At 78.6% G+C, this 6,921-nt stretch carries 4 protein-coding genes; 2 read left to right on the forward strand and 2 right to left on the reverse strand.

Annotated features, from left to right (window positions below; translation table 11 throughout):
- Positions 1-136 precede the first annotated feature (136 nt).
- Entirely contained in the window at positions 137-1,087 is a 951-nt protein-coding gene (locus AB0881_RS41515) for a SpoIIE family protein phosphatase (RefSeq protein WP_366626407.1), read from the forward strand.
- Positions 1,088-1,116: 29 nt separating this feature from the next.
- Here the strand turns inward: AB0881_RS41515 and AB0881_RS41520 are convergent, their stop codons facing one another.
- The gene (locus AB0881_RS41520) at positions 1,117-4,554 is read right to left on the reverse strand and encodes a hypothetical protein (protein ID WP_366626408.1); all 3,438 of its coding nucleotides are present in this window, start codon (positions 4,552-4,554) and stop codon (positions 1,117-1,119) included.
- 114 nt (positions 4,555-4,668) lie between these two features.
- Between AB0881_RS41520 and AB0881_RS41525 the strand changes: the two genes are divergently transcribed.
- A complete protein-coding gene (locus AB0881_RS41525) occupies positions 4,669-4,920 on the forward strand; it encodes a DUF6343 family protein (protein ID WP_366626409.1) in 252 nt (83 codons plus the stop codon).
- A gap of 27 nt (positions 4,921-4,947) precedes the next feature.
- Here AB0881_RS41525 and AB0881_RS41530 read toward each other — a convergent pair whose 3' ends face one another.
- Positions 4,948-6,801: a transketolase gene (locus AB0881_RS41530; RefSeq protein ID WP_366626410.1), complete on the reverse strand. Its 1,854-nt coding sequence runs from the start codon at positions 6,799-6,801 to the stop codon at positions 4,948-4,950.
- Positions 6,802-6,921 lie beyond the last annotated feature (120 nt).

Raw genomic sequence — 6,921 nt, forward strand, 5'->3', positions numbered from 1 at the left:
GTGCGGGACGACCCGGCGACGGCGCTGCGGCTGGTGGCGGTCCTGACCTGGTACTGGTGGCTGCGCGGCCGGGTCGAGGGCGGCCCGCTGACGCTCCGAGGACCGGCTCGGCGGCGACTGGTACGACCAGGTCCCGGTGCACGGCGGCCGGGTCGCGGTCGCGGTGGGCGACGTGTGCGGGCACGGCATCGGCGCGGCGGCGGTGATGAGCCAGGTGCGCGCGGTGCTGTCGGCGTACCTCGCCGAGGGCCATCCGCCGGGCCGCGCGCTGCGGCTCACCTCGCTGCTGGCCGAGTCGCTGCCGGCGGAGGTGATGGTGACGGTCTGCTGCGCGGTCGTCGATCCGGCCGCCGGCACGGTCGAGTACGCCAACGCGGGCCATCCGCCGCCGCTGGTCCTGACGCCCGACGGCGAGGTGTCGTTCCTGAACGCGGCGCTCGGCCCGCCGCTGGGCGTCGGCGAGGCCGACGACCCGGTGATGACGCGGCTGGCGTTCCCGCCGGGTTCCACGCTGCTGCTCTACACGGACGGGCTGGTCGAGCGGCGCGACGAGAGCCTCGACTCCGGCCTGGCGCGGCTGGCCGGGCGGCTGGCCGGGCCCGCCGGGCCGCTGGACCACACCGCCGACTCCCTGCTGGCGCTGACCGCCGCGGCCTCCGAGGACGACGTCACGATCCTGCTGCTGCGCACCGATCCCGCGCCGCCCGGCATGGAGCTGGCGCTGACCGGCGACCGCGCCGGGCTGGCGGAGCTGCGCGAGCGGCTGGCGGGCTGGCTCGCGGCGAGCGGGCTGGAGCCGGACGACGCCTTCGAGATCGTGCTGGCGTGCAGCGAGGCGGCCGCCAACTCGATCGAGCACGGCTACGGCTTCGAGCCGGGTCCGATCCGCGTCGCGGGCGAGTTCGCGGGCGGCGCGGTGCGGCTGGTGCTGCGCGACCGGGGCCGCTGGCAGGAGCCGCGCCCGTCGGAGCGGGGCCGGGGGCTGCGGGTGATGCGCGAGCTGATGGACTCGGTCGAGGTCACGCCGGGCTCCGGCGGCACCACGGTGACGATGGTGCGCAACCGCCGCTCCCCCGCGGCCGATTGAGGCGTCCGGCCGCGGGGGGGCGGGGCGGTTCAGTCCGCCTCGATCTCCCAGGCGCGCCGCTGGACCTCGACGTGGCGCGAATCCCGCAGGCCGTCCAGGATCTCCCGCCATGCGGTGCTCCAGCCCGCCGCCGGGCCGGCGGCGCCGGCGAGGGCGAGGGCCATCAGCTGGGAGCTGAGGTCGCCCCGTTCCCGCAGGCGCCGCACCGCCGGGAGCAGGTCCGCCGGCGGGACCGCGCAGCCGTTCCCGTACCGGCGGAACCGGCTCGACAGCCGGTCGCACACCTCCACGGCCAGCAGGGACTCGCCCCGCAGGTGCCCCGCGATCGACAGCAGCCCGGCCGTCAGGCCCGCCGCGACGCTGCCGGGCAGCGGCCCGGCGTCCTCCGGCGACGGGAGGCGCGTCACGGCCAGCCGCATCGCCTCGCCGAGGTAGAGCGGCCGGGCGGCCAGCCGGTCGACGGCCCGGAGCGCGAGCGCGCGCAGCGGGTCGCCTGCCCCGCGGGTTCCTGGATCGCCCTGCAGCACCCTGGCCAGGGCCGCCACGCGGTGCCGGGCCTCGGCGCTCATCCCGGCGGCCAGCAGCCGGTCCAGCACATCCAGGGCCTCGTCGCGGACGGCTCCGGTGCGCATCAGCTGCTCGAAGACCGGCAGGTCCCGGCGGCCGGCCGGGTCGGCGGGGTCCGCGACGGCCGCGAGGACGTCCTCGAAGCCGCCCTCGTACCAGGGGACCCAGGCCGAGAACGCCCTGGCGGCGCGGAACCGAACGCCCGGCCCGTCGGCCGCCGCGAGAAGGTCGCGGACGAGGGCGGCGTACCGGGGCCGGTCCCCGGGGGCGTAGTCCCAGGGCTGGGCCCGGAAGAGCGTGCGCAGCATGATCTCGCCCGCGTGGGGTCCGGCGGCGGCGCCGAGCGCCTCCAGCGTCCCGGGCGCCTCGGGCAGGTGCCGCAGCGCGGCCGCGACCGCGATCCGGACGTCCCGGTGCAGGCCGGGTTCCTCCCAGGCGCGCAGCAGGATGCCGGCGCCGCCGGGGACGCGCTGCCGCTCGATCTGGCGGGCGGCCTGCTTCCGCACGGTCACCTTGCCGTCCGGCCCCGTCAGGGCCTCCTCCAGGAGGGGGCCGAGGCGGGACGGGGCGATCCGGGCGCAGCAGCGGGCCATCGCGGCGACGGCGGCGGCCGAGGCCGCACCCCGGCCGTGGGCGAGCAGGACGCGCAGTGCCCGGTCCGGGTCGCCGCCGTGGGACAGGGCGTCCAGGGCCGCCTCGGCCAGGAGTCCGTCCTCCCCGCCCGCCCACGACTCCAGCTCGGCGGACGTGCCGGGGAGCCGGCCGAGCGACCGCACCGCCGCGAGCCGGGGCGCGACGGGCAGCCGCTCGTCGGCCGCCGCGGCGCCGAGGAAGGCCCGTGCCCGCTCGCGCTGCCCCGGGGTCCAGCGGCCCGCTGCCCCGGCGGTGACCTCGGGCACCCGGTCGAGGGGCGGCCCGCCGTCCAGCGCCGCGCCGAGCAGGTCGGTACGGCGTCCCGCGACCACGCTCCAGACGCGCGGGTGCGCGATCGCGGCGGGGTCGTTCGCCAGCAGCTCGGCCGCGCGCGCCTCGCGGGTGCCGGCCGCGTCCAGCCACAGGTGCACCGCCTCGCGGGCGATCTCCTCGGGCGCGTGGAGGGCCGCCGCGCGCAGGTCGTCCTGGAGGTCGCCGATCGCGTGCGCCCGGCGGCCCAGGGAGCGGGCCACCGCCACGGCGAGCGCGAGATCGCCTCGGTCGCGGGCCGCGCGCAGGTGCGGGCGGAGCAGGTCGAGGAGATCGTCCTCCCGGCCGCGGCGCAGGACCCGGTCGAGCCGGTCGGCCCGGGCCCCGCGCGGCCCACCGCGGGCGCGCCGCCGGGAGGGCGGGCCCGGCTCGGCGGGGGCCAGCGCCTCCGCCCCGTCGCGGGCGACGAGCCGCGCGTACGTCTCCAGCCCCCACCGATACAGCTCCGGGGCCTCGGCGTGCCTGAGAACGCGCGCCGCCAGGACCCGCAGCACCCGCCTGGTGCCGGGCGAGGAGTCGCGGGCCGCCACGGCCGCGGTGGCGAGCCGGTCGAACGGCCCGGCCACGGTGCCGTCCAGGAGCGCGGGCGGCAGCGCGGTGAGCGCGGCCAGCAGGGAGCCACGCAGCGGATCCTGCTCGCCCGCGCCGCGTTCCGCCAGCCTGGTGACGACGCCGGCGACCACGGCGCGGTCGCCGGTACGGGCGGCGCACTCCAGCAGCAGGGTCCGTGCCGCGCCGCGGCGCCGCGGGTCCCCGGTGAACGCGGCCTCGGCGAGCGGGCCGGCCGCCTCGGCGTACGGGAGGAACGCCCGGAGCCGCAGCGGCAGCAGCGGATCGTCGGCGCGGGACCGCGAGGAGTGCCGGACCGACCCGCGCCAGTCGAGCATCCGCCGGGCCTCGGCCGCGGCCCGTTCCGGCGGCAGCAGCGGGAGGCAGGGCAGCGCGTTCAGGCCGGCGCGCGGGCCGCCGCCGGCCTCGGCCGCCGCGTCGAACGCGGCCGCGCGGAGCCCGGGCGGCAGGTCCTCCAGGAACGCCGGCAGCGCCCGGTGCCGGGACGGGAGCATGGCGGCGATCTCGTCCGGCGAGCAGGTCCGCAGGTGGTCGCGCGCGATCCGGCGCGGGACCGCGCGGTTGCGGACGCTGCGCGCCAGCAGCCGTGCCGCCCGGGCCCGGTCGGTGCCCAGCACCGCCGCGGCGGTCGCGGGCGGGAGCCGGACGTACGCCATGTTCACCTGGTGCGCGTCGAGCAGGGCCGCCACCCGGTCCGGCAGGCGGGCGGCCGCGGCCTCGGCACCGGCGCCCCGGCGGCGCCACCAGGCGGTGCCGTACCGGAGGCCCGCGAGTTCGCGCTCGGCGTGCTCCACGACCGGTTCCGGGTGGTGCCGGCCGAGCGTGCGCCAGGCGGTGACGGCGTGCGCCAGCCCCGGCATCGCCGCGCGCACCGTCGCGGCGCCGCAGGCGGGCAGCAGCCGGGCGGCCTCGCGGTCGCCCCACCGGCCCCGGACCAGCGGCAGCAGGCGGTCGGCCAGCCCGCGGCGGCCCGAGTGCAGGAGGGTCCGGTAGAACGCGCGGCGCAGGGCGGACGGGGCGTCCTCCAGTGCGGCCGCGGCGGCGTCGTCCGGTACGGGCAGCGTCCGCACGGCCCGCAGCGCGGCGCGCCGCAGGTCCATGTCGGGTCCGGCGAGGACGGCGGTGATGTGGCCGAGTTCGCGGGCGGCCATGGCCATGTGCAGGGCGGTGCGGCGCTCGTAGGGTTCCCGCCCGGCCAGCTCGCCGAGCAGCGCGGCCAGTTCCGGCGTCCCGGCCATGGCGCGGGCGCGCAGGGCCAGCTCGCGCATGCGGCGCGGATACGGGAGGGGTTCGACGGCCGCCAGCAGCGCGTCGGCGGTGGCGGCGGGGCTCTCGGCCGGTTCCCGGACCGGTCCGGCGGGGCTCAACGGCCCGGGCGGAGACCGCCCTTCCTCGTGATCATGCCGACGATGATGGCGCACGCCGACTGTTCGGGCAACCCCGGGCCGCATCGGCGGGCCTCCAGCGGGCACAACGGGGTCATGAGGCAGAGACAGCACGCGCCGCGCCGCCACCGGCAGCCGTCCGGCTCCGAGCCGCTGGCCGCCCGCAGCGCGCTGGGCCTGCGGGCGACGCTGTCCGGGACCGCCCTGGTGCTGGCCCTGGCGGCCATGGTGTTCTTCGCCGTGGTCGCCGACGGCCCGGGGACCTCGGTCGCGGCGGTGATCTGCGCCGTGGTCGCGCTGGTGGCGCTCGTGGACCTGGGCGTGATCGCCCGCCGGTCCCGCGGCTGACCCGGGCCGGGCCCGCGGGGCGCCGCCCTAGCCGCCCTGGTCGATGGCGGCGAGGTCGACCATGTCCAGGGCCGCCGCGACGATCGCGTCGGCGTCGATGCCGGCGGCCGCCAGCTGCTCGGCGGGCGTGGCGGACGCGGGCATGTTCCGTACGGCCAGGTGCCGGATCCTGGGGAGCGGGCGGCCGTCGTCGAAGGCGCCGCGCACGGCGTCGGCCAGGCCGCCCTCGGGCCAGTGGTCCTCGGCGACCACGAGCCGCCCGGTGGTGTCGGCGGCCTCCCGGAGCGTCTCGGCGTCCACGGGCTTGACCGAGTACAGGTCGATCACCCGGGCCGGGATCCCGGCCGCGGCCAGCCGCTCGCCGGCCGCCAGCGCCTCGTGCACGGTGACGCCGGCCGCGACCAGGGTGATCTCGTCGCTCGGCGAGGAGCGCAGCACCCTGCTGCCGCCGATCGGGAAGTCCTCGTCCGGGCCGTAGATCACCGGTGTCGCGCCGCGCCCGGTCCGCAGGTAGCGGATGCCCTCGGCGTCGGCCATGGCGGCGACGAGGCGGGCGGTCTGGTTGGCGTCGCACGGGTACAGCACCGTGCTGCCGTGCACCGCGCGCAGCGCCGCCAGGTCCTCCAGGCCCATCTGGGACGGCCCGTCCTGCCCGATCGCCACGCCGGCGTGGGAGCCGACCAGGTTCAGGTCGGCGCGGCTCACGGCGGCCATCCGGACGAAGTCGTACGCGCGGGTCAGGAACGCGGCGAACGTCGACGCGAACGGCGTCCAGCCGCGGACCTGCATCCCCACGGCCGCCGCGACCAGCTGCTGCTCGGCGATGTAGAACTCGAAGAAGCGGTCCGGGTGCTCCTTGGCGAAGAGGCCGGACCGGGTGGAGTCGCTGACCTCGCCGTCCAGCGCGACCACGTCGCCGCGGGCGCGGCCGACGGCGGTGAGCGCCTCGCCGTAGGCGTCGCGGGTGGCGACCTCCTCACCGACCCGGTAGCGCGGCAGCCGCACGGCCTCGCGGTCCAGCGGCCGGGCGCACGGCTCGGCGTCCGGGTGGCGCGGCTCCACGGCGAGCTCGCGCCGCCCGCCCAGCTCGGCGACCGCCTCGGCGGTGTCGGGGAGCGGCTTGCCGTGCTTGCCCTCCTGGTCGGCGACGGCGGCGACGCCGTGGCCCTTCTCGGTCCGGGCGATGATCGCGGTGGGCCGCCCGGCGGTGCCCGCGGCCTCGCGGTAGGCGGCGTCGGCGGCCGCGACGTCGTGCCCGTCGATCTCGATGGTGTGCCAGCCGAACGCGGCGAGCCGGCGGGCGTACGCGCCGGTGTCCCAGCCGTGGCGGGTGGGGCCGCGCTGGCCGAGCCGGTTCACGTCGATGATCGCCGTCAGGTTGTCGAGGCCCTCGTACCCGGCGTGCTCGGCGGCCTCCCACATCGAGCCCTCGGCCATCTCGCTGTCGCCGCACAGCACGTACACCCGGTACGGGCCGCGGTCCAGCCGCTTGCCGGTGAGGGCGACGCCCACCCCGATCGGCAGGCCCTGCCCCAGCGAGCCGGTGGCCACGTCGACCCACGGCAGGCGGGGGGTGGGATGGCCTTCCAGGCGGCTGCCGGCGGTGCGGAACGTCAGCAGCTCCTCGTCGGTGATCGCCCCGGCCGCGGCGTACAGGGCGTACAGCAGCGGTGAGGCGTGCCCCTTGGAGAAGATCAGGTGGTCGTTGCACGGGTTGGAGGGGGCCTCGGGGTCCCAGCGCAGGTGCTCGGCCAGCAGGACCGCCATCAGATCGGCCGCCGACATCGACGAGGTCGGGTGGCCCGATCCCGCGGCGCCGGCCGCGCGGACGGCGTCCACGCGCAGCCGCTGCCCGAGTTCGCGCAGCTCGTTGTGGTCCATGCCGGGCCCCTACCCGGCATGGCCGCAGGAATTCCGTGCGGCCCGGCGCCCGGATAGGGTCGGACCTGGCATTTCACGGCATCGGGGGACGGCAGTGGCAGAACGCAGGTACGGCACGCC

The sequence above is a fragment of the Spirillospora sp. NPDC029432 genome (assembly GCF_040703975.1).
Taxonomy (GTDB): domain Bacteria; phylum Actinomycetota; class Actinomycetes; order Streptosporangiales; family Streptosporangiaceae; genus Spirillospora.